The 24,259-nt window shown below is 30.3% G+C and carries 20 protein-coding genes; 13 read left to right on the forward strand and 7 right to left on the reverse strand.

All coding sequences use genetic code 11. From position 1 onward, the window contains the following. Window positions 1-16: 16 nt before the first annotated feature. Together CIW83_RS00325 and CIW83_RS00330 are read right to left on the reverse strand one after the other, a co-directional pair. Window positions 17-1,519, reverse strand: a complete 1,503-nt coding sequence (locus tag CIW83_RS00325) for an ABC transporter ATP-binding protein (protein WP_201259599.1) — start codon at window positions 1,517-1,519, stop codon at window positions 17-19. 27 nt (window positions 1,520-1,546) lie between these two features. Then, the gene (locus tag CIW83_RS00330; RefSeq protein ID WP_094898697.1) at window positions 1,547-2,275 is read right to left on the reverse strand and encodes an energy-coupling factor transporter transmembrane component T; all 729 of its coding nucleotides are present in this window, start codon (window positions 2,273-2,275) and stop codon (window positions 1,547-1,549) included. 1,010 nt (window positions 2,276-3,285) lie between these two features. Between CIW83_RS00330 and serS the strand changes: the two genes are divergently transcribed. From serS to CIW83_RS00380, 10 genes are all read left to right on the forward strand, one after another. Next, on the forward strand, window positions 3,286-4,557 hold the full coding sequence (gene serS / locus CIW83_RS00335; protein WP_094898698.1) for a serine--tRNA ligase: 1,272 nt from the start codon (window positions 3,286-3,288) through the stop codon (window positions 4,555-4,557). A 113-nt stretch (window positions 4,558-4,670) separates the two neighbouring features. Further along, complete coding sequence (locus tag CIW83_RS00340) at window positions 4,671-5,642, forward strand: TAXI family TRAP transporter solute-binding subunit (RefSeq protein WP_094898699.1); 972 nt, start codon at window positions 4,671-4,673, stop codon at window positions 5,640-5,642. Then, window positions 5,620-6,180 carry a DUF1850 domain-containing protein gene (locus CIW83_RS00345; protein ID WP_094898700.1) on the forward strand — a complete coding sequence of 187 codons (561 nt, stop codon included), beginning with the start codon at window positions 5,620-5,622 and terminating at the stop codon, window positions 6,178-6,180. Before CIW83_RS00340 ends, CIW83_RS00345 begins: the two co-directional genes overlap by 23 nt. After that, window positions 6,177-8,168, forward strand: a complete 1,992-nt coding sequence (locus CIW83_RS00350; protein ID WP_094898701.1) for a TRAP transporter permease — start codon at window positions 6,177-6,179, stop codon at window positions 8,166-8,168. The genes CIW83_RS00345 and CIW83_RS00350 overlap by 4 nt, the downstream gene beginning before the upstream one ends. Before the next feature lie 115 nt (window positions 8,169-8,283). Next, on the forward strand, window positions 8,284-9,792 hold the full coding sequence (locus CIW83_RS00355; RefSeq protein WP_235601184.1) for a M1 family metallopeptidase: 1,509 nt from the start codon (window positions 8,284-8,286) through the stop codon (window positions 9,790-9,792). A 251-nt stretch (window positions 9,793-10,043) separates the two neighbouring features. Next, entirely contained in the window at window positions 10,044-11,234 is a 1,191-nt protein-coding gene (locus CIW83_RS00360; protein WP_094898703.1) for a D-alanyl-D-alanine carboxypeptidase family protein, read from the forward strand. Then, entirely contained in the window at window positions 11,235-11,960 is a 726-nt protein-coding gene (locus CIW83_RS00365; RefSeq protein WP_094898704.1) for a LytTR family DNA-binding domain-containing protein, read from the forward strand. A 118-nt stretch (window positions 11,961-12,078) separates the two neighbouring features. Beyond that, window positions 12,079-12,684: a sensor histidine kinase gene (locus CIW83_RS00370; protein ID WP_255374246.1), complete on the forward strand. Its 606-nt coding sequence runs from the start codon at window positions 12,079-12,081 to the stop codon at window positions 12,682-12,684. Between the two features lie 87 nt (window positions 12,685-12,771). Next, a complete protein-coding gene (locus CIW83_RS00375) occupies window positions 12,772-14,607 on the forward strand; it encodes an ABC transporter ATP-binding protein (protein WP_158219972.1) in 1,836 nt (611 codons plus the stop codon). After that, window positions 14,600-16,456 carry an ABC transporter ATP-binding protein gene (locus CIW83_RS00380; RefSeq protein WP_158219973.1) on the forward strand — a complete coding sequence of 619 codons (1,857 nt, stop codon included), beginning with the start codon at window positions 14,600-14,602 and terminating at the stop codon, window positions 16,454-16,456. Before CIW83_RS00375 ends, CIW83_RS00380 begins: the two co-directional genes overlap by 8 nt. Before the next feature lie 177 nt (window positions 16,457-16,633). Here CIW83_RS00380 and CIW83_RS00385 read toward each other — a convergent pair whose 3' ends face one another. The 5 genes from CIW83_RS00385 to CIW83_RS00405 form a co-directional block, all read right to left on the reverse strand. Further along, window positions 16,634-16,930, reverse strand: a complete 297-nt coding sequence (locus tag CIW83_RS00385; RefSeq protein WP_094898708.1) for a GNAT family N-acetyltransferase — start codon at window positions 16,928-16,930, stop codon at window positions 16,634-16,636. Between the two features lie 78 nt (window positions 16,931-17,008). After that, window positions 17,009-17,524, reverse strand: a complete 516-nt coding sequence (locus tag CIW83_RS00390; protein ID WP_094898709.1) for a hypothetical protein — start codon at window positions 17,522-17,524, stop codon at window positions 17,009-17,011. A gap of 124 nt (window positions 17,525-17,648) precedes the next feature. Next, a complete protein-coding gene (locus CIW83_RS00395) occupies window positions 17,649-17,909 on the reverse strand; it encodes a CD3324 family protein (RefSeq protein WP_094898710.1) in 261 nt (86 codons plus the stop codon). Between the two features lie 176 nt (window positions 17,910-18,085). Continuing rightward, window positions 18,086-18,685 carry a response regulator transcription factor gene (locus tag CIW83_RS00400; RefSeq protein WP_094898711.1) on the reverse strand — a complete coding sequence of 200 codons (600 nt, stop codon included), beginning with the start codon at window positions 18,683-18,685 and terminating at the stop codon, window positions 18,086-18,088. Window positions 18,686-18,690: 5 nt separating this feature from the next. Further along, complete coding sequence (locus CIW83_RS00405; RefSeq protein ID WP_158219974.1) at window positions 18,691-19,497, reverse strand: sensor histidine kinase; 807 nt, start codon at window positions 19,495-19,497, stop codon at window positions 18,691-18,693. 710 nt (window positions 19,498-20,207) lie between these two features. Here CIW83_RS00405 and CIW83_RS00410 point away from each other — a divergent pair. From CIW83_RS00410 to CIW83_RS22045, 3 genes are all read left to right on the forward strand, one after another. Further along, complete coding sequence (locus tag CIW83_RS00410; RefSeq protein WP_094898713.1) at window positions 20,208-21,851, forward strand: hypothetical protein; 1,644 nt, start codon at window positions 20,208-20,210, stop codon at window positions 21,849-21,851. A 152-nt stretch (window positions 21,852-22,003) separates the two neighbouring features. Beyond that, window positions 22,004-23,626, forward strand: coding sequence for a hypothetical protein (locus CIW83_RS00415; protein ID WP_094898714.1), 1,623 nt, complete (start codon window positions 22,004-22,006; stop codon window positions 23,624-23,626). Window positions 23,627-24,071: 445 nt separating this feature from the next. Then, window positions 24,072-24,233, forward strand: coding sequence for a hypothetical protein (locus CIW83_RS22045; protein WP_158219975.1), 162 nt, complete (start codon window positions 24,072-24,074; stop codon window positions 24,231-24,233). Window positions 24,234-24,259 lie beyond the last annotated feature (26 nt).

Below are 24,259 nucleotides of genomic sequence, written 5' to 3' on the forward strand. Positions count from 1 at the left end.
TCTTAATAACATTTTTTTATATAATTTTAGATAAATACTTTTCTAAAGACATTTTAGACACAGTATTTTCATCATTAAAATATAATATGGAATCAAAGGTTTGCACTGCAAATTCATAATCATGAGTAATGACAAAGATACTACGATTTTCTTTCGCTAGTTTGCGGATGATATGACTGACTCTATTCATATTGGCTGCATCCAATCCGCTAGTCGGCTCATCAAGAAATAATAAATTTGTATTATGCATACATGCTATAGCAATGGCAAGTCTTTGCTTTTGTCCCCCTGATAATGTGGCAGGGTGGCAATCCTTCCATTCATCAAGTTGAAAATATTTTAGATATTTATTTGCTCTTTCCTTTTCTTCTTCTGAATCATTAAATCCTACAAGCATTTCCTCCATAACACTAGGAGCAAAAAACTGATAATCTACATCCTGCATCACATAAGATGAATTTTTAACTCGTTTTCTTTTATCAGCTGTTTTTTCATTCAACAAAATTCTACCTTGTTTGGGACTTGATAATCCCATTAAAACCTTTACCAGAGAACTTTTACCGACACCATTTCTTCCAACAATACCAACGACTTCTCCTGTATAGGCTTCAAAGGATATATTGTTCCATAACAATCTGTCTCTGCCATATCCAAAGGATAGATCTATGACACGTAGTAGAGGAGAAGATTGGCTATATAAATCATCAAATTGATATTTAGATTTCATTGTTTTCAAATGTTTTAAATCAACTTGACGTAATCCTTTTTTATGAAACCAATCTGGAGAGTGATTTATAAATGTTTCTCCCTTAAAGATTTCTTGTATTCTACCTTTTTTCATATAAATAACACGATCTATTAAGTTTTTAAGATAATAGAGCTTGTGCTCTGAAACAATGATGGTGCATCCCTTTTCTTTTAATATTTTTAAGATATCATAAAGCTGTCTTGTGCCTTCATCATCTAGATTTGCTGAAGGTTCATCTAGAACATAAACTTCTGATCCTAATGCATAAACAGAAACCAGTGCTACTTTCTGCTTTTCTCCGCTAGATAAATCAAAAATTTTTCTTTCCATTAATGGTAGGAGTTTTAAGTTGTCTACCGTTTTAGAAATATTTTTTTGCATTTTATCTGTAGAAATACCATGATTTTCACTTGGAAAGGAAATTTCTGTCTTTACATGCATGGTAAAGAATTGTGAACGTGGGTCTTGAAAAACAGAACCTACTTTATATGATCTTTCTTTTATTGATTCACTCGTTATGTTTTGCTTACATACAGTTCCCTTCCCCTTTAACTCACCCTTATAAAAAGATGGTATCAATCCATTGATACATCTTGTCAATGTGGTTTTTCCACATCCGCTTTCTCCAGTGATGACTATAAATTCCCCCTGTTTTATACTTAGATTTATATCTGTTAAATTTTCTTCATGACTACCTTCATAGGTGAAATAAACATGTTCTAATTGAATTACATCCTTTTTTTCCTTTTGTGATATTATTATTTTCTCCACGTAAATCACCTCCTGCTATCCATAGAATTATAGGAGAAATCCAGATTTATCCATATAAATAAGACTGACTGCAATGATAATGCATATTAAACAATAAATAGCATCACTAGCTTGGAAACGGACATCAGATAGACAAGTGCGTTTATTTGCAATATCAAGGCCCTTGCAAAGTGATGCTGCAGATAATTCATCTGATATTTTGCTGCTTCTTATTAATAATGGAATAATAAAATTTTCTATGGTTTTCATAGGGTGTATTATAATACCGATTAATGAAGTATTTAGACCTCTCATTTTTAGACTGACTTTAACACAGTTTATCTCATGTATAATAGTTGGAACATATCTATAAACAACAGCAAAAGGTATTATAATCATTTGTGGAATATACATATTTTGTAAAGCTGTCATCATCTCATTCATTGGCATTTTATTCAACATAATTATAGAAGACATATAAGCAGGCAGTACACGAATAAACAATAAAATAATTAAATTAAACATTATAGTTAAATAAGGAATCTGCAGCATATCTAGGATTTTATATAAAGCTAATAAAATCATATATCTCCATACCATTTGAATAGCTTTATCCTTCATATTATGGGAGATCATTAAAATAAGCATTATCATAAAGAGAATAGCTATTGCCATATGACTGGATAGTATAAAACTAGTCAATGAGACCACAATTACTTGAAAAATCATTACTCGTGCATCAGGTTTTGTAGATTTAAATTCAAATGGCTTGTCCATAAAAATTGAATCACGTCCTTTTAAAGTAGTATTTATCCTTGGCTAGTTAGTATCCACTAACTATAAGGCGGGAATGGATAATATTATATATCAGTGATATATTAAATAGTCTAATATAGATTTTTAAGATTGTCTGCTCTATAAAGACCGTTATGCTCCATTTAGACAAATATATAATAGAAATAAATTAAAAAGTTTATGAGTTTTTTATCAAGATGTCTCTATTTAAATCTCATTTGTATTGTAAGTTAAATAAAATTTTTTTAAAGTTATCCTTGACAATAGCAATTATTATGCTATAATATCTATAATTAAATACTTGGCTAAGATGGGAAATAGTAAATATGTAACTTTTTTAGAGAGTCAATGGATGGTGAAAATTGATAAAGTGAACTATTGAATCCAGCCCTGAGCTAATAAATTTCGAGTGAGCCTTTTGGCTAACTAGGGTGGCAACGCGGGAATACTCTCGTCCCTACTATTTGTGGGACTGAGAGTTTTTTTATGACCTAACACAACGAACGATAGTGAGTTGATGTAGGTCAAACGCAACGAACACCGAATCTATACGAGCATAGCGAGTAAATAGATTCGAGTTGCGAGACTGCGGGAAATGACCTAACTTAGTGAACGTTAGGTCCTAAGGGACACCACTGAATGATACCCTATGGGGTAAATAGAGGTTGTGAACTTTAGTAGGTCAAACGCAACGAACACCGAATCTATATGAGCATAGCGAGTAAATAGATTTGAGTTGTGAGACTGCGTAAATAACTGAGTAGTAATAATCGAAGTTAATCGAAGCTATTGATGGTAGGTCAAATGTATCGCTCACTTCGTTCGCTTCGTTGTCCGTTTTGTCTACAATCCGCTATGCTCATTGGACAAAAAGGCAATGAATACCAACCTCAATGTAGAATTTATCATTGGGAGTGTCCGTTAGGATCAAATCTATGTGAGCAAATAGATTTGTGTTTCAAGACTGTGAAAAATTTAAGGAGGTTAGAGAGATGTTAGATATTAGAAGAATAAGATCAAATCCAGAAGAAGTAATGAAAGCTTTGCAGAAAAGAAAGGGCGAATTTTCAATTAACAGAGTTCTTGAATTAGATGAAAAAAGAAGAGCTATTCTTGTGGAAGTAGAAGATATGAAAGCAAGACAAAACCTTGCATCAAAGGAAGTTCCTAAACTTAAGAAAGAAGGGAAAGATGCATCTCATATCTTTGCTGAAATGAAAGAACTATCAGAGAAAGTAAAGGAATTGGATATTGAAGTAAAAGAAATAGATGAAGAACTAAAAAACACTTTACTTCAAATACCGAATACTCCTCATGAATCTGTGGTAGAGGGTAGAGATGATACTGATAATATAGAGATAAGAAAATTTGGAGAACCAAGAGAATTTGAATTTGAAGCAAAAGCTCATTGGGATATAGGTACAGGTTTAAGTATCTTAGATTTTGAATCTGCTACAAAGATTACAGGAGCTAGATTTACAGTATTTAGAGGATTGGGAGCAAGACTTGAAAGGGCTATTACACAATTTATGCTTGATTTACACACAGGAGAGCATAATTATACAGAGATGGCAACTCCTTTTATGGTAAATAGAGACAGTATGACAGGTACAGGTCAGTTACCAAAATTCGAAGAGGATATGTTTCATTTGCCAAGTAAAGACTATTTTCTTGTACCAACTGCAGAAGTCCCTCTTACAAACCTACTAAGAGACGATATATTAAATGAAAAAGATCTACCAATATATTATACAGCTTATACACCTTGCTTTAGGCAAGAAGCGGGAGCTGCAGGCAGAGATACTAGAGGTCTTATAAGAAATCATCAGTTTGATAAGGTAGAATTAGTTAAATTTGTAAATCCAGATAACTCCTATGAGGAACTAGAAAAACTAACCAGCAATGCTGAAGAGGTATTAAAAAGATTAGGTTTACCATATAGGGTAGTAGCACTTTGTAGTGGAGATTTGGGCTTCTCATCTGCAAAGACTTATGATATAGAAGTTTGGATGCCATCTTATAATAGATATGTAGAGATTTCAAGCTGTAGTAACTTTGAAGACTTCCAGGCTAGACGGGCAAATATTAGATATAGAAGAGAAGAGACGGGAAAAGTTGAATTTGTTCATACACTAAATGGATCTGGCTTAGCAGTGGGCAGAACTTTCGCAGCAATTCTTGAAAATTATCAACAGGCAGATGGAACAGTAACTATCCCAGAAGCATTAAGACCATATATGGGCGGGTTGGAGACAATTAAATAGAAATTCATTGCAATATCACAGTAAATTGATATAATAGTAAACATATTATATATTGCAATATTCTGAAAATATTTATAATATATAATATTAATTCCAGAAAAGGGGGAAATCTTATGAGAAAAAGATTTGTATCAATTGCTGTGGTATTGCTATTATTGATGTATTTAGTAGTAGGATGTACATCTAATACTGCATCAAAAGGAATTTATATTTCTATAGCTACAGGGGGAACTGCAGGTACTTATTATCCGCTGGGGGGAGCATTAGCTAAAATTTTTAATGATAATATTGATGGAGTAAATGCAAATGTTCAATCTACAGGTGCTTCTGTTGAAAATGTAGGGTTGATATCAAAAGGAGAGGCAGAAATAGCTTTCATACAAAATGATATTACCTACTATGCAACTACTGGAACAGAAGCTTTTGAAGGAAAAGAAAAGGTAACAAATCTTCGTGGTATGGCTATGATTTATCCAGAACTAGTTCAGATAATAGCGACAGAAGAATCTGGAATTAAAACAGTAGAGGATCTGAAAGGAAAAAAAGTTGCAATAGGTGCTCCCGGTTCAGGAGTAGAGGCTAATGCTAGACAGGTGTTGGCTGTTCATGGAATGACTTATGATGATTTAGGGAAAGCTGATTATCTGTCATTTAATGAAGCTGCTGATCAGTTAAAGAACAAACAAATAGACGCAGCATTTTTAACAGCAGGAATCCCAACGTCTGCAGTTACTGAAGTTGGACAGACTTCAAAAATAGCAGTAGTTCCTATAGCAAGTGATAAAATATCTAAGCTTAGTGAAGCTTATCCATTTTATACAGAAGTGGTTATACCAGCTGATACCTATAGTGGGCAATCACAAGATATAACTACTGCTGCAGTAATGGCTATGCTAGTGGTATCAGATAAATTAGAAGATGATCTAGTTTATAACTTAACTAAAGAAATGTTTGAAAAAAGACAAGTAATAATAGATACTCATAGTAGAGGTAATGACCTCAAGTTGGAAACAGCTTTGAAGGGGATGCCAATAGAACTACATCCTGGTGCAAAGCGATATTATGATGAAAAGGGTATCAAATAAAGTATGTTTTGTGGGTAAAGGTATTGAAAATAACTTCAATACCTTACCTCTATATCAAAAATTAACTTTATTATTTCTTAGTCTTTTTTTATTATTATCTATTTGTCCAGTAAAAGTTTTAATAGCGGCTGATTATAAAACAAATGATTATATTAAATCTTGGCAGATTAGAAACAGAGAAAGCTTTACTATAGAATATACCCATTCAGTACAACTTACTCCAGTGTCAGAAACTTATATTATCAATGGAAGTGATATTATATTGGTGGAGTCATATTTTCAATCCTATGGTGCTGGTTTACCATTTACAACACCTTATGAGTTTGAGATTACGGATAAGGGATTTAGAATATATGATATAAATGAAGTTATGGAAAATTTAATATATCGAACGGGTGCTGAGAGGGCAAATCATAAGTTAATTATAAATGATAATGAATATGAATTTTTAGAGTTTACAAAACCTAGAATGAGTGTTGAGTTTAATGTAAAAAAAATTATGCTTATATCTTATATCGTAAGGGAGGTTTTAAGATGAGTGACAAAAAATTAATAACAGAATCGGACGTAGCCATGGATGTAGATAAGTTAATGGAAGAATATGATATAGAAACTTCAAAGGTCAGAAGATTAACTGGAATCATAGGTATCATTACTACAGTTATAGCTATATTGATGTCTGCTTTTCAATTTTATACTGCTGGTTTTGGAACCTTATTATCAGCTAAGCAGAGATCTCTTCATGTTATCTTTGCCTTTACATTAGGTTTTTTATTGTTCCCTGGAGGGAAGAAATCTAAAAAAGATAAGGTGTCTATTTTAGATTATATATTCATACTTTTAGTAATAGTAGTATTTGGATATTTATTTGTATTTGTAAATCAAATTTCAACTAAGGGGGGAAATGCAACAACAGTAGATCTGCTTTTTGGTGGGTTGGCAATACTACTTACTCTAGAAGTAACGAGAAGGGTTGTAGGTCCAGAGCTTCCTATAGTTGCTATGCTGTTCCTTTTATATGCAAAGTTAGGTCCATATTTACCTGGAGTATTAGGTCATAGAGGCTTTACATGGGAAAGGATAATATCTCATATGTATTTGACTTTGGAAGGAATATTAGGTATTCCAATAGGAGTATCTGCAACATTTGTTTTTATGTTTATATTATTTGGATCCTTTTTAGATAAGACAGGGGTAGGTAAGTTTTTCATAGATTTAGCTTATTCTCTTACAGGTCATTTAAAAAGCGGGCCAGCTATGACAGCAGTAGTAGCCAGTGGACTTATGGGATCTATATCTGGTAGTTCTGTTGCCAATACTGTTACAACAGGAGCATTTACTATACCATTGATGAAAAAAACAGGATATAAAAATTATTTTGCAGGAGCAGTAGAAGCAGCAGCCTCTACAGGTGGACAAATAATGCCTCCGGTTATGGGAGCCGCCGCCTTTATAATGGCAGATTTTACGGGAATACCATATTTGCATATTATTGCAGCAGCTGCAATACCTGCAATATTATATTACTTTGCAGTTGGAACAATGGTTCATATTGAGGCTTCTAAGTTAGGATTAAAAGGTTTGCCTAAGGAGCAGTTACCACGATTAGGCCAGATTCTTAGAGCAGATGGTTATTTACTTATACCTTTAGCATGCATAATATTTTTCTTGATTAAGGGTTATACAGCTACAATAGCTGCATTTTATTCTATAGTTATAAGTATTATAATAGCAATAGCTGCATCATTTATTAAAAAAGATAACTCCTTTGGAATCAAAGATTTTCTCAGTGCTTTAGAGTCAGGAGCTAAGGGTTCCATTGGAGTTGCTTGTGCATGTGCTTGTGCAGGAATGATAGTTGGTGTTGTTACATTAACTGGCCTTGGTCTTAGGATAGCTGAACTTATAGTAACTCTAGCCCAAGGTAAATTACTATTGACATTATTCTTTACCATGATTGCATCAATAATCCTTGGCATGGGTTTACCTACAACAGCAAAATATATAGTTTTGGCTACAATGGCTGTTCCAGCCCTTGTAAAATTAAATGTAAATTTAATGGCGGCTCATCTGTTTATACTATACTTTGGGGTAATAGCAGATATTACACCGCCAGTAGCATTAGCAGCTTATGCAGGTGCGGGAATAGCCGGTGCAAATTCAATGAAGACAGGTTTTCAAGCTGTGAAGCTCGCTTCTGCAGCATTTATTGTGCCATATATATTTGCAGTAGACTCTTCTTTAATTATGGTTAAGGATGTAGTAGGAACTACTGTAACTTATTTACCATTTATCAGTGCCATACCCGTAATAATAACGGCTATTTTGGGGATATTATGCTTAGCAGGTGCTGTGGAAAATTATTTAATAGATCATTGTAAAATTTACGAGAGAATATCATTAGGAGTAGCAGCACTATTATTATTAAAACCAGGCTTATGGACAGATATCTTTGGATTGATAGTGTTGATAGGTATATATCTGTTACAAAAAAATAGAATAAAGAAACTTACTCTAGCTAGTTAAATTGCAATAAAAGGTTGAGTAGATTCTTACTCAATCTTTTTTAAATATAAGATTAATAATATTTAAGAACATAGTAAATAGTAATATTAAAACTATTATGTATTGGAGGAGTATTATGAAAAAAAATAAAGTATTATTTATAATACTATTACTGATTACTATACTATCTTTAACCAGTTGTAAACAAGGAAAACCATTAAATGCAGATGCTCTTATAGCCAGAAATATTAATGAAATAAATGAATCTAAGATAAATGAATATAGGATTAACGTAGATTTAGATACTGAGAGTATGACATATGAGGGAAAACAAACAGTATCCTATGTAAATAATACAGGTATAGACTTAGAAGATATATACTTTCATTTATATCCAAATGCTTTTAAATCCTTAGCAGATGCACCTATATTATTTAATATGGAAGAAAAAATGAGTTCTTTAAGTTATGAATCAGGGGATATGGATATTGAGAAAGTTATACAAAATGGAAAAGAATTAGAATGGAGTATAGGAGGAGATAAAGATACTATACTGCATATTAAACTTGATAAGTCACTAGAAAAAGGTAAGAGTACTGAGTTATATCTAGAATATAAAGTAAAACTGCCTACGACTAAGGATAGGTTTGGGTATCATGATAAAGGTATAAATTTTGGAAACTGGTATCCTATATTATGTGTATATGACGAAAGTGGATGGAATCTAGATCCATACTATAAAGTTGGGGATCCATTTTATAGCGAAGTTTCTAATTATAAAGTTTCTATAACTACTCCAAAAGATATAATAGTAGCTTCTAGTGGAAACATTGTGTCAGAGAACAGAAAGGGAGATAAGAAAATATATGAAATTGAAGGACCTTTAATAAGAGATTTTGCTTGGGCTGCTAGTAAAGATTTTATAATTAAGGAAAAAAAGGTAGAGGACACCATAATTAAGGTTTATTCTATAACTAATGACTCAAATCTTATAAATGAAAGTTTAAAAATAGGGGAAAATTCTATTAAAACCTTCAATAAAATTTTTGGTAAATATCCTTATGGTGTATATACAATAGTTAATACAGAGTTTCCATCAGGAATGGAATATCCAGGTATAGTATTTATATCTAATGACTATTTTCATAAACATTTAATAAGTATATTAGAAAAAGTAATAGTACATGAAACGGCACATCAATGGTGGTATGGAATTGTAGGAAATAATCAAGTAAAGGAACCTTGGTTAGATGAAGGTTTAACCACATATTCAGAGGTAATATACATTAATGAAGTTCATGGAAAGAAGAAAGCTAAAGAATATTATGACCAAGATATAAAGTTAGGATATGAATATGCAGTACAGTATTTAGGTGAAAATGAAGTAGTAAATAAACCTTTATCAGAGTTTATAGGTTGGGATGATTACGGGCTTTTAGTATATACTAGAGCAGCTATGTTTGTAGATAGAATAAAAGAAGACTTTGGAGAGGAAACACTATATAAGATATTAAATAAATACTATGAAGAATATAAATTTAAAAATGCAAGAACAGAAGATTTTATCAAAATATGTGAAGAAGTAACTAATACCTCCTTTAATGGATTGGTTAAGGAATACCTAAATGGAAATAAAAATAGATAAAAGCAGAGAATTTAGGTTCTCTGCTTTTATCTATTTTTCACAACCTAAGCCAAATCCTCCGCAGAATAGAATTACTAATAGCAAAAAGAAGAATAGTAGACTAGAATTATTTTCACAACAACCTTTACGTTCACCCATTTTTAAATCCCCCTATAATGTATTAGATCTTCCTAGTAAAACTTCTCGGAATCCCTAATACATTATATAAATATATATATAAATTTGTTACAATATAGTGGGAGGAGATTTTTTTGAGAAAAATATCAGCTATACTATTATTAATAATTATTATTATGACTAATACCATAGTATATGGAAATATAGGAATAGAAGAAAATTTAAGATCCTATATTCTAGCAGATTCTGAGACCGCTCAGATATTAGAAGAATATAAAATAGATGAAATAGTTGAAATTGCCAGTATCTCAAAATTAATGTCTTATTTGATTGTTATGGATGAAATATCAAAGGGCAATATCTCCTTAGGAGATATTATTACCATAGACAAAGATACTACTAAAATAAAAGGGTCTAGTTTTAATTTGAAAGTAGGAGAAAATTTTACTGTTAAAGAACTTTTAGAAGCCTCCATAGTAGTATCTGGAAATGATGCTACATACGCATTGGCAAAATACATCGCAGGAACTGAAGAAAACTTTGTAAAAATGATGAATCAAAAGGCAAAAGAAATAGGGATTGAAAATGCTGTGTTTTATAACTCTACAGGGCTTCCTATAGGAGAAAAAAGCATACAAAATAAGATGACAACCAGAGAAATATTCAAATTAGCTCAGTATATAATAGAAAATCATCCAGGAGTTTTGGAAACGGCTAAAATTAAATCAATAGAAATGGTTAGTAGAGATTATTTTCAGAGAAATACCAATCCATTGCTCAACGAAATAAAGGAAGTAGATGGGCTAAAGACAGGATTCACGAATAAAGCTGGATACTGTTATGTATCTACCTTTAATATAAGAGGGAGGGAAACCCAAACCAAAGATTTGAGACTTATAGCTATAGTAATGGGTGCAAAGGATTTAGAGATAAGGGATGCTATGGCTAAGATACTAGTGGAATATGGGCTTAATAATTACTCTCATAAGATATTTTTAGATGAAGAAATGCCTTTAAAAACTTTAGAATTTCCTCGAGGTGATATAACAGAAGTACATGTTTTTGTTGAAAATGGATTTTCAAAACTAGTTAAAAATGATGAAGATATAGTAGTTAATATAGACATAAATGAGGATATAACTTTACCGATAGAAAAGAATACAAAAATAGGTAAGGCAACAGTAGAAAAAGAAGGGGAGGTAATTTGTGAATCAGATATTTTAATTAAGGAAAGTGTAAATAAGGCTAAGTGGTATGTTTTAATTGGAAGATTTTTTAATAGATTGGCTAATATGGTGATAGGATTTTTCGGGGGGGATAACTAAATGATTGGGAGAATCAATATAGCCATATGTGATGATGAAAAGATACATGTAGAATTATTGGAAAGATATGTACATAATTGGGCTAAGAAAAATAATATAAAACTCGGAATTGAATTTTTTCATAGTGCAGAAGCCTTCGATTTCAGCTGGAGTATGGATAAAAGATATCATATACTTTTGCTAGATATTCAAATGCCAGGAATAAATGGAATTGAACTAGCAAAAAGAATAAGAAAAAGTGATAATTTATTAAATATAATATTTATTACCGCTATTCCTGACTTTATAGGAGAAGGCTATGATGTATCAGCAATTAATTATTTAATTAAGCCAATAGAAGAAAAAAAGCTATATGAATGTTTAGATAAAGCTGTACAGAAAGTTCCTAAGAAAGAAAAAACAATACTTATAGATGTAGAAGGAGAAACTATTAGAATAAAACAAGAGGATATAATTTATATTGAGGCTTTTTCTCATACAGTAGATATAAATACTGTTAGTGAAAAATATGCTACTCGTAAAAATATTGGAATTATAGAAAATGAATTAGAGCAAAATGCTTTTGTAAGATGCCATAGATCCTATATAGTAGGATTAAAACATATAAAAAGAATAGGAAAAACAGATATAGAACTAGACAATGGAGATGTAATTCCTGTAAGCAGGAGGCTCTATACTAATACAAATATGGCCTTTATAAAATATTTTAGGGGTGAGATAAATTAAAAATAAGGTATTTATTATACTTGGTATTCCTCTATTACTGGTAGGCATTTTCTTTATAATCAGATACATACTAAATAAAATAGTAGATAGGCGAATTACTAACTATCAAAATGACCTTATCTCAAAGCATTATACTGAAGTAGAAAATATATATAAACAGATGAGAGGCTGGAGACATGATTATCATAATCATATACAGGTAATGAAGGCATATCTTTCTTTAGGAAAATATGAAGATATGGATGAGTATCTTAATGATTTAGATAAGGATTTGACCAATATAGATACTGTACTAAAGACAGGGAATTTAATGGTGGATGCAATTCTAAATAGTAAATTATCCATGGCCATTAGTCAAGGAATAAACATAAATGCAAAGGCAACGGTTCCAAAAAATCTTCAGGTGGCAGATGTAGACCTATGTGTCATTATCGGAAATCTAATGGATAATGCTATGGAGGCAGCAATAAAGTTAGAGAATCCAGAAGACAGGTTTATCAGAGTATATATAAGAGAAATGAAAGGTCAACTTTATATATCTATTACCAATTCTGTAGGTGGAGAAGTAAAAAAAGTAAATCTAGAATATATATCTACAAAGCTAGGATTAAATCATGGTTTTGGATTAAAAAGAATAGATAGTATAGTTAACAAATATAATGGCTTCATCAATAGACAAAATGAAGAGGGAGTATTTGCAACAGAGATAATTTTACCCATATAGTACCATTAGTGTCATAAAAGTGACCATTGGTGCTATTTTTGTACATAAATTTGGATTTGTTGCTATAGTATGGTTGAGGTGATAAAAATGGCAATTAAAAATGAAGAAAAGCCTAAGTATGGAGTATTAGAAAATATGATGTATTTAATTAAGAATATGTGGAGTTGGGATAAAGGATTATTTCTTTTCTTTGTTATTCAAATTCCTTTAATTGTAATAGGTCCTTTACTCAGTATATATATGCCTAAAATATTAATAGACTCTATCTCTCAAGGAGTAAGTATAAGGCAATTTCTTATAAATATAGGGATACCAACAATAGGAATAATAATAGTAGAAAGTATGTTAAAAGCATCCTATTTCAAAGCTCAAATAGGTGGAATGAAGTATAGACATATATATACACTTAAACACGCAGAAAAATCCATAGATACAGATTATGAAAATATAGATGGTCCTAAAGGTCAGGATAAGCTTATGAAGGCAATTATGGCAACAATAGGTGATGAAGCAGGAACACAGGCAATAACCGCAGTATTAATAGGTTTAATCTCCAATATGGTGGGAATGGCCTTATATGGAAGTATAATATTTACTATTCATCCACTTCTAATAGGATTTTTGACTATATCCTCATTAATTAATTATTTTATAGGGGATTATGCAAATAAATATGAGTATAAAAATAAGGATAAGCTTTCACCAGTAGGAAAGAAACTGGAGTATATAAGAACTAAAGCAGGAGATTTTAAATCTGCTAAAGATTTAAGACTATATAATATGACTTATTGGTTTCAAGATATGTATGATGTGTTTTTAAAGGATGGAATAGAATTACAAAGACAGAATATTTACAGAAGATATTTAGCTAACCTTGCAGATGGTGCATTGGCTTTTTTAAGAGATGGTATTTCATATGGTTTTTTAATTTATTCGGTTTTATACAGAAATATGAGTATAGGTAACTTTGTACTATATTTTGGAGCAATATCTGGATTTTCAAATTGGCTGTCAGGCATAGTAAAGAATTTAAATGAATTAAATAGGATACATTTAGAAACTTGTGATTTAAGAGAATATTTTGATATGGAAGATAGGATGAATAGAGGAAAAGGGGTAGAATTGCCTAAGGAGTTTGAATTACCCTGTGATATAGAATTGAGAAACCTCTATTACAAATATCCAGATACAGAGGAATATACTATTAAGGGAATCAATCTCCATATAAAGAAAGGTGAGAAACTAGCATTAGTAGGAGTAAATGGTGCAGGAAAAACTACGTTGGTTAAGTTGATTTGCGGTTTATATACTCCTACAAAGGGTGAGATATATATCAATGGCAAAAATTCCTGTGAATATAATAGAGATGAATATTATACATTGTTTTCTGTAGTATTTCAGGATACCCATCTTTTACCTAAATCCATTGAAGAAAATATTTCACTTCAAAAAAAGGAAAATATAGATGAAGAAAAATTGGGCAAGGTTCTTTATATATCAGGATTAATGGAAAAGATAAAATCCTTGCCTAGGGATAAAGAGACATTATTGATGAAGTCTATATATGAAGATGCCATAGATTTATCAGGAGGGGAGCTGCAAAAACTAATGCTAGCAAGGGCATTGTATAAAAATGGACCTATTATAATCTTAGATGAACCTACAGCAGCTCTAGACCCCATATCAGAAAATGAAATATATCAGAGATATAATGAATTAACTAAGGAGAGAACCTCCATATTTATTTCTCATAGATTAGCTTCTACCAGATTTTGTGACAGAATAGTATTTTTAGATGAGGGACAGATAAGGGAATACGGCAGTCATAATGAATTGATGAGTAAAAATGGAAAATATAATGAGATGTATACTATGCAGTCTTACTATTACAAGGATAAAATCGGAGGTGAGGAAATTGCATAAGAAGGGTTTGATGTATGATTTAAGACTTATAATTAAGGGATTAAAGGAAATTCATAAATTGCAGCCATGGGTATTGCCTGTTGCTGTACTGGAATCATTTCTTAAAGCTATAGCACCTTTTGTGAATATATATATGTCTGCTAAAATCGTAGATGAATTGATAAATTTTAGTTATTTGAACAGACTTATAGTATTTGTAGGCATTACCATAGGATTAAATCTAATTATTTATCTAGCATCTACAGGATTTGAGCATATATTGAATTTGCTTATAATTATAATGGTGCAAAATCGAGATATGGTATTAAATAGAAAGATAATTGATATGGATTATGAGCATATAGAAAATCCAGAGGTTCATTTACTGCGTACAAAGATACAAGAGGCTCAAAATCAAAGTGGAGGAGGTATATATTCTTTAATTAAATATTTTGGAGTGCTGATTAAATGCTTAGTTATAGTGCCTATAAGTTTAGTTATGATAGTGGACATATTTAAAGTCACATCTAATGAAAGTTCCATAAGGTTTTTAAATTCAAATATATTAAATTTTATTTTTATAATTCTATTATTGATTGGTACAATTTATAATATGAGATTAAAAGAAAATTCTGAGAGAGAATATTTCAACTCCCTCAATAAAATAGTAGATTATAACAGAATAGCGAATTTTTATTTTGAAAAAATCGTGGACTATAATTCAGGGAAAGATATAAGGTTGTATAATCAGAAGAATTTGTTTAATACTGCCTTTGGAGAGGTTATAGGTGAAGTTAACAAAATTGCAGATGAAATTTCCTTAAATTATATGAAATATGGGGGAGCCAACGGATTTATTTCATCATTACTAACAGGATTGATATATATTTTCATAGGATTAAAGGCAGTTATGGGCTCTATTACTATAGGAAATGTAGTTAAATATACGGGAAGTATAAATCAATTTATAAGCAGCAGCAGTATGCTTTTAGTAACTATTGCAGCTTTAAAGATCAATAATCAATATATACAGCTATATCTAGATTTCTTAAACATAGAAGGGAAAAAGTATAAAGGAACATTGCCAGTAGAAAAAAGAAATGATGATGAGTATGAAATTGAATTTAGAAATGTGTCATTTAAATACCCAGGAACAGATAATTATGTATTAAAGAATATCTCTATGAAATTAAATATAGGAGAACGACTCGCTATAGTAGGTATGAATGGCTCAGGAAAGACTACATTTATTAAGCTATTATGTAGACTATATGACCCTGATGAAGGAGAAATACTTTTAAATGGTATAGATATAAAGAAATATGATTATGATGAATACCTGAATCTATTCTCCATAGTATTTCAAGATTTTAAGCTATTCTCATTTTCTTTAGGCCAAAATGTAGCTGCATCTGTGGATTATGATGAAGATAAGGTAAAAGATGTTTTAGTTAAAGCTGGGTTAGGGGAAAGATTAAATAATATGCCTAAAGGAATTCAAACACCTTTATATAAGGATTTTGATGAAAATGGGGTAGAGATTTCAGGAGGAGAGGCTCAAAAGATAGCATTAGCTAGAGCCTTATATCGTGATGCACCTATTATAATCTTAGATGAACCAACAGCAGCATTAGATCCTATAGCAGAATTTGAAATATATTCTAAATTCAATGAAATAGTAGGAACAAAGACTGCCTTATATATATCCCATAGACTATCTTCCTGTAGATTCTGTGATGAAATAGTAGTATTCCACGAAGGAAGGATAATTCAAAAAGGAAATCATGATGAGTTGGTCAAGGACGAGAATGGAAAATATTACGAGCTATGGAACTCCCAAGCTCAATATTATAAGGAAGAAGCAGTATAGATATAGGAGAAAAATAAGAATTTTGGATTATAATAGGATAATGAAGAGAGTAAAAATGACAATTTAATAAGAATAAAAAGCTACGGTTAGATTACACGTAGCTTTTTTAGATGGTATAATATCCTTCAACTTGAATGGTGATGCTAGTTCATGATTTAGTCCATAGAAATTATTCTTTCAGCTTCTTTTCCCATATAGTAGAGGTAGCGAATGGACGAAAGCCAATACTATAATAGAACTGCTGAGAAGAGTCCACCAAGCTGTTTTTGCTCCAAGTTTACCCACGCGCTTTATCCCCTCTAAAACTGCTGCCTTCCCTAATCCCATTCTGCGATAATCAGGATCCGTTGCTACTGGCTCTACCACTGCATAGCCTACCTCTGGGTCATACCACATTCCACAATAAGAAACAAAATTTCCATCTGGTGCGACGACAGCAACTTTTAAGTTTAAGTCCACATTAGGACGGATCATCTCTTCTTTTCCAGCTTGTTCATCCTCTTTAGAAAATTTAAAATCTCCTTCACCATTTAGCTCGTGATTAAATCCTTTTCATAATACACGACCATATTGATAAATGTCATAGGTTTCTTTCATTGTAGTAATATAAAATCCTTCTGGCAAATTATAATCGGTGGATGTTTTATCTAAATAAAAAATGGCATCATTTTCTTTCTGAACTGTAGCAATAAAGCCAAGATTGGCCGCAATATCTTGAAATTCTAAATCTGTGTCTCCAATTGTAATTCCAAACTTTTCATCTTTAGAAAGATTATTTATTGCATATAATAACAATTCCTTCTTTAAGAATGTATATTCTGGCAAAGTTAAACAAAAAGATTGTCCCAGCTGACAATCAAAGGTTGCTACTCCTACAATCTTATCATTGTCTTCCCACAGACCAGTTCTATTTACTGCAGATTTATCTAGATAACCATGAGTTGCCATCCAATCCCATCTTGTATATGTAAATTCTGCATATCCTAATCTTGTAAAAAATGCTCTAACCTTATGATAGTCTTCTGTAATGCCTGCTTGATTTGTATAATTCCTGAACTTTATTTCCATACTAATTCTCCTTTTTGACTATTATTATAAGCAATACTATATATGATATAAATTCCAATCTTATCTATAGCTATTCTATACCCAAAAAAGAGGGGCTCGAAATGTTTTCAAGCCCTCAATACTTTTATGTTTTATATACTATTTTTCGTACTGTTTCATATGCTAATCCAAATTCTTGAGATATTTGTTCTAAAGTATCCCCATTTTTATATTGTTTTTTTATTTGTTTATTTCTAATTTCAAAATAACTTTTAGAGTCATTCTTCTCTCCCCATTTTAAATGTTCATCCCCGATGGGGATATATAAGATTTCTCCTCTTATATATTTTTGAATTTCGGCTAACAAATATTTTGGTAATACTTCTGCTGCATTTATATATTTCATGACATCCGCTCCTTTATTTATCATCATATAAATAAATTACAGAGTTCAGCAGATAGCTTATTTATTGATCCCATACAGATGCTTTCTCTGTATGGTATAAGTCTTGATCGAGGCTATTTCTCAATATAACTCTTATTATCATTTAATTACCCTCCTATCGTTTATAATTATCCACTTTATAATTTATAATAATAAATTGCAAGCTGAGTTCTATCCCTTAGGGATAATTTCTCTAACATATTAGAAATGTAATTTCTTACAGTACCCTCACTTAGAAATAACTTATCGGCAATTTCCTTGTTATTTAGTCCTTCGGCTACTAAAAGTAAAATATCAAATTCCCTATCTGTTAAATCTATATCTATATTTTTCTTAGAATGCTTTTGTATATTAGATACTATCTTTGAATCGAAAACATGATTACCAGAATAAACTGCATTTATGGCAGGGATGATACCTTGAATATTCTGCTTTAATATATAACCTTTACAGCCTAAGGAAAGGGCAGCAGATATATATTCATCATCTTGAAATGTTGTAATCAACAGTATTTTAGCATTGGGATCTCTATCTAAAATTTCTTGAGTCGCTTCTATTCCATTCATTTTTTCCATCCTTATATCCATAAGGATTAAATCTGGTTTGTGAAGGGAATAAAGTTCAACTGCTTCTATACCATTATGACCTACGGCCAAAACTTCTATTCCACTGGCATTTACGATTGTTTTTAAAGAATTTACCACTAAATAATCATCATCTACGATTATAACTCTCATATACATCATCCCTTCATTAAAGTCAGGTGTATTTTAAATCCATTATCAAATTCATAATTTAAAAAACCATTATATTTACTAGCGATTTCATTCATAGAAATAAGACCTATTCCTTTAGTTAAGAGATCATCTGTTTTATTAAATTTGTTGCCATTATCCCTCACTATAATAGAATAGAACTTAGGTTGACTTAGAAGGCTGATTTTAAGCTCTGTAGCATTAGAATGTTTAGCACAATTGGTAATGGCTTCTCTTATAATAGATAATATATCAAATTTTAAATCATATGGTAAACTATCTTCTAACTTATATATAAGTTGAATGTCTATAGTAGGAACTTCCCTGCAAAGGCTTTCGATTCTACTTTCCAAATCAAGAGATTCATTATATAAATTATGGATACTGTTCCTAATATCATTCATTCCATTATTTAAGGTGTTTTGAAGTAAATCTAAACCTTCTACCATGGTATTATCGGAGACTATCTTTAAGGCTTCTACCTGTAATATACTACTACTTATAGCATGACCTATTGAATCATGGAGTTCTCTTGCAATTCTATTTCTTTCTGTAAGTATGGCAATATGAATATTCTTTTCTCTATCAATTTTTAATTGCTCAGTATATTTTTTTAAATAAATGGCGTCCTCTTTCAATCCATCCCTTACTATTTTGTTTTGATTTAAAAATACATTGAACCTTTTTGTCATAATTGAAAGGTAGATAGATATGGAGAAAACTAAAAGATTAGCTATAGAGAAATCCCTTAGAATTAATATCATGGCGAAAAAAGCATATATATTGAAATCCAAATACATATTATACAAAATCAAAGGCAAGTAGTAGATAAATAAGGGATCATAAAGATAAAATATTAAAAAGATAAAATAAATAAAAACCCTTACTTTTTTAGGGTGAAATAAATCTAAGCACAAGGAAAGAATCAGAGATATAAGAAAGTAAAAAACCAAGTCTCTTGTTGTATTTATTTTATAAGTATTATATAAACAAAAAAGAACTATGAATGATTTTTCTATAAATCTTCTCATTAAGAAACTCCTTTATAAGCTTTCTATTATCTGTATAATCCAATTATACTAATATTTATTAAACTATACAAATATATTGTAATTTTATCTTGTAATATATAGTTTCTTTGGTCAGATAAATGCCGGTGGTCAGATTTGTGTATAATTATTTAAATAGAATCGACAAAATATGTCAAAAATTGAGCGGAATCAATAGGTTGACAGGCTTTTCTATGAATGATATGCTGATTTTAGTGAAAACTTTGAAAATATGGAATATATGACCAATTTTAGCAACAATATATGATTCAGATATTGAATAATGACATAAATATAATATATATTAAAGAACCCATATTTGTATATTATTTTCAAATTGTATTCTTAAGAGGCATTATTTTTCAAAAAATTAATTAGTAGAATTATGTAATTTCAAATTTACTAGCACTAGAGGTTGCTTTAATATAAAAGTATAAATAAGGAGGACATACAAAATGAAAAATAAAAAAATCATACTCTTACTTATCATCACGATATTACTTATAGGATGCAGTGAAAAAAAAGAGCCAATTAAATTAATAGAGGTTAGTGGTGAAGGCTCTACAATCTATGAAAACGATAATATAAAAATAAAAATAGCTGATAATGTAAATGAAAAAGAAACTATATATACGTCTATACTGAATGAGCTACAGAAAATAGATGAATTTTCTCCTATAGAAAATATTGAAATACAAATATCAAAGCAATATATAGTTCCAAATATAGATAAGATAATAAAATGTGATGCTAAGTTTATAGAAACAGAAGAATTTAAAAAAGAACTTATAAAAAAATCCTATGGGATATATGATAATTGGATATCAGAAGGACTATATGCAAAGATATATAACACAGAAAAAAGTCAAATAGACTTCGCTACATATTATTCAGATAATGAATTCTCATTATTTGGAGCAAGGTTTTTTGAACCATTTGCATCAAAGGAAGAGATAGAAAGTGTGAAATCTGCATCTATAGATTTAGTGGAATATCTATTAGAAAACAATAAAAAGATGGAGCTTATAAAAAACAATATAGAATTATCTGATATAGAAGCTTGGGCAAAGGAAAAGGATATAGATTTATCTTATCAAAGGGAAATAGAAAGTTTAATGAATAGGATGGAAGTATATGATATAGCAGATAAACTCATTATAAATACCAGAGAAGAAATAAATGGATTTAAGATAGATATTAGTATTGCAGATATAAAAACAGGACATGAAAAAACTGAACAATATGATACATCAAAGAAGATAGAGCAAATTATATTAAGGTTTGACAGAGATATATTAGCTATAAAGAAGGGGATTGAAAACGATGCGCCAAGATTCTATGCTGAATATAAAGAAGTATTAAATAATGTTCCTAAGATAAAATATATTTTTGAAATGCCTTCGGAGCCTTTTAGGGGTGGCGGTTATGTTATGAAAGGGACTGACGAAATATACTTAATAAACATAAATACTCAAGTACATGAGTATTGTCATTTTCTATTTCATAATCCGTTTATTAAAAAGGATATAGTTGTTAATAAGCCATCAGGGTTAGATGAAGGAATTGCCAATTATTTATATGTAGTGTATTCAGAGACGTATGGTAAATGGATAGAAAGAACATTTTATGTTATTGAAAATCCAATGGAGCGCAATGGGGTAGAAAATGCTACGAGTGATATTTTAATAGCGGTAGAGAAGTTAAGTGAGAAACAGCTTAATATTTATACTGAAAACAATATTAGTGCAAATAATGTTGAAGAAATATTAAAGAGTAAAAATAAAAGAATACTAGCAAGCCATGTTGAATATTCTTTTACAATTAAGATTAGCGAAACTATTACTGGTGATAAATTAAGTAGGGGGATAGCACCTTTGGATTTAATGAATGAAGGAGACTCTATGGATTATGTTGTAAATTTTAGTTTTATTCCATATTTAATAGAAGAATATGGATTGGAAAAGATACTTTATTTAAATGTCGCAAGTTTTGATGGGCTGACCTATAAAGAGGTATTTGGAAAAACCTTTGATGAATTAAAAGTAGATTGGATGGACTATTTAAAAGAAACTATTAAAGGTATTGAATCCATACTTTAATAGTTGATATTCTATACTGCTATTTAAATATCTACTAAATATATAATATAGAATAGATAGAAATAATTTGCATCTATTCTATATTAGTATTTATCTAATTCTATCATCTTTATATTATTTGAATAAAAAAGTAGCCAAAGGAGGACATATGAATGAAAAATAAAAAAATTTTATTTCTACTTATCATCACAATAGTTCTTATAGGGTGCAGTGAAAAAAAAGAGCCAATCAAATTAATAGAGGTTAGTGGTGAAGGTGGCTCTACAATTTATCAAAACGACAATATAAAGATAGAAATCTCTAGCAATATGGAAAATCCAGAAGATATATACAAATCAATATTAAATGAATTACAGAGAATAGATAAGTTTGCCAAGGTAGGAAGTCTCGAAATACAAATATCAAAGAGAAATATAATTCCAAGGTTAGACAAGATAATAAAATGTGATGGAAAGTATATAGAGACAGAAGAATTCAAGAAGGAACTAATTAAAAAATCCTATGGTATATATGATAACTGGATATCAGAAGGACTATATGCAAAGATATATGATATAGAGAAACCAGAAGTAGACTTCGCTTCATATTATGCGAATAATGAATTCTCCTTATTTGGGTCAAGGTTCTTTGAGCCGTTTTCATCGGGGGAGGAAATAGAAAGCATAAAATCAGCATCCATAGATTTAGTAGAATACCTGTTAGAAAATAATAAAAAGGAAGAATTGCTAAAAAATAATATAAAAGTATCGGATATGGAAAACTGGGAAAAAGGGATAGATTTAGATTATCAAAGAGAAATAGATAGTCTGATGAATAGGATGGAAGTGTTAGAAATAGTGAATAAGTTAATTATAAATACTAAAGAAGAAATAAATGGGTTTAAAATAGATATTAGTACTGCAGAAATAAATGAACAGTATGGTACAGCAAGAAAAATAGAACAGCTTATACTGAGATTTGATAGAGATATATTAGCTATAAAGAAGGGAATAGAAAAGGATGCTCCTAAATTTTATTCAGAATATAAAGAGGTACTAAATAATGTACCTAAAATAGAATATATTTTTGATACTACTAACTCCTATGATTCTATTGATGGAGGATTTTTTTCCAGAGGAACTGACAAAATAAACTTAAGAGATATAAATTCTCATGCACATGAATATTGCCATTTGTTTTTCTATAGTCCTTTTATGGAAAAAGGTATAAATATTGCAAAACCTGAATGGTTAAATGAAGGAATTGCAAATTATTTAGATATAATATATTCAGAAGCTTCTATTAAAATGATTGAAGATGAATTTAATAACATACCAAATTATACAGAGCTTCTATCTACACAAGACTTCACAGAAAATGAGTTAAAAGAACTAAAGAGTTTATATCACGATTTATTAAATATTTATATTAAAAATGATATTGATATCAATAATATAGAAGAAATTGCAAAGAGAAAAAATAAGAGAATAATGAAAAACAATTTGAACGTTTTATATAGAGTTAAATTTCGTAAGATTCTAGATACTAACTCAAATGAAGGAAATGCACCTATGGATTTGATGATAGAAGGTGATTCCATGGATTATCACAAGAACTTTAGTTTCTTTAATTATTTAGTTGAGGAATATGGATTGGGAAAGATGCTTTACCTAAATGTTGCAGATTTTAATGGATTGACCTATAAAGAAGTATTTGGAAAAACCTTTGAAGAACTAAAAGTAGATTGGATGAATTACTTAAAAGAAAATATCAAAGGTATTGAATCGATACTATGATATCTTGCAAGTTCTTGGGATTGAATAGATGTTGAGTGTATAATTAAATAGTTTTGAAATATTGAAAAAGTCACTTGGAGTTAAAAGAGATAATTTTGACTGACTTATATTTATTCGATAATATATACCGAATTATGTTGAATAATGTCGGGAAATAAGTCGTATCAACGGGTTGACGGGATGTTTCAGTGATAGTACAATGAACTTATGAATTGGCTAATGGAAGTATTTGATATAATATTATGCTAATATTTCTATAGCTCTCTATGGGGAAAGGGGAATAGAGTAGGTCTCTCATTTATAAACTAATTTTGAATTATATATATGATTAGTTAATTATGTATAAAATGAGAGAAACCCAGCCATTTCAATTAAAGAGTAGTACTTATGTTAATTACAGAATTTTGTAATTAGCGACAAATACTTATAGAAGGGAGGAGAAAATATGAAATCATTGAACGATATTATCTGGAATGAAGATATTGATTTAGAAGAAGAGAAAAATGGCGACATTCAATTTGGAGATGACCCACGCTTAGAGCAAAGTTGTGGAATTAATGTTAACTGTGGTTGTGGATCATATAACCCATCCACATTATGTAATTGATAATTTTCAAGGTATAAAATAGATGG

Origin of the sequence: Tissierella sp. P1, assembly GCF_002266425.1 — a bacterium.
GTDB classification, from domain to species: domain Bacteria; phylum Bacillota; class Clostridia; order Tissierellales; family Tissierellaceae; genus Tissierella; species Tissierella carlieri.